The following is a 1335-nucleotide window of genomic DNA, read 5'->3' on the forward strand; positions in this document are numbered from 1 at the left end:
TGACATCGTTCGTCGTCACCTTTCTCGTGCACAGGACTCGCCGACTAGCAGCTGTCCATCGTGAGCAGGCACAGCTTCTCGACCTTACACATGACAGCGTCGTAGTTCGCGATATGGACGATGTAATTACCTACTGGAACAGCGGCGCGGAAGCGCTTTATGGGTGGAAGAAACATGAGGCGCTCGGCCACGTTGCGGACCGTCTGCTTCACACGCGTTTTCCTGCAGCACTCGAGGACATCAAAAAAAATTTGATTGAAACGGGCCGTTGGGAAGGCGAGATCGTCAATACCCGGCGCGACGGGTCGGAAGCCGCAGTGGCCAGCCGTTGGGCCCTGGTGCGAGACGAACAGGGGCGACCGATCGCGACGCTCGAAACGGGCACCGACATCACCGAGCGCAAGCGGGTCGAAGAGGCGCTGCAGCAGGTGTCTCGTTTGACGTCGATCGGCGAATTGGGCGCGTCGGTGGCCCACGAAATCGCCCAGCCTCTCGCAGCGGTCGCCACCCATGGTGCCGCGTGCCTGCGATGGATTGACCGGGACGTACCCGACCTTGAAAAAGTGCGAGCCTCCGTGCAACGCATGCTTACCGATGTACAACGCGCGACCGAAATCATCAAGCGCGTCCGCATGCTCGCAAAGCGGATTGCCCCTGAGATGACGCGACTGGAAATCAACGAGCTGATCAGTGACGTCATGGTACTGCTCCAGCGCGAGGTCTTGAAGCACAACGTAGCACTGCGCGCGACGCTTGCTTCGAAACTGCCGGCGGTGCTTGGCGATCAGATCCAACTGGCACAAGTCATCACGAATCTGATTACAAACGGTATCCAGGCAATGAGCACGATCGAAGACCGGCCGCGCGAACTGACGATCAAGTCGTGGCGCAGCGACGACGGCTATGTAATCGTCTCGGTGCAAGACTCCGGGACAGGAATTGACCTGCAGCACGCCGATCGGCTATTCGAACCGTTCTTTACTACGAAGCCCGAAGGTATGGGTGTGGGGCTTTCTATTTGCCGTTCGATTATCGATGCCCATGGTGGGCGGGTGTGGGCAGAGAACAATGCCGGATACGGCGCGACTTTTCTGTTCACTATTCCCGTGATCGGCGATAGCGGATTGGGGGAATAACCTGTTGCGGCCCCAGAATTACAGGTCCAGCCTGCACTCAGAGGTACGACGCAAGCAGTGTCACCGCGCATCGCCGCACAACGCAGCAACAACAGCGCGCGGACGCGGCCGGCCAGATCTTGAAGAGGCGGTGGTGCCGGTGAGAGAGGTATCTCAAGCGACGGCTTTTGGCCGGCGGATTCAACCGGTCGATGCAACC

At 59.1% G+C, this 1335-nt stretch carries 1 protein-coding gene; it reads left to right on the plus strand.

The features are described from left to right. Positions 1–1136, plus strand: a 1136-nt coding sequence (locus BMI01S_RS37560; RefSeq protein ID WP_042293498.1) for a two-component system sensor histidine kinase NtrB, incomplete at its 5' end; no start/stop codon positions are given. Between the last annotated feature and the right edge of the window lie 199 nt (positions 1137–1335).

The sequence above is a fragment of the Paraburkholderia mimosarum LMG 23256 = NBRC 106338 genome (genome assembly GCF_000739815.1).
In the GTDB taxonomy this organism is placed as follows: domain Bacteria; phylum Pseudomonadota; class Gammaproteobacteria; order Burkholderiales; family Burkholderiaceae; genus Paraburkholderia; species Paraburkholderia mimosarum.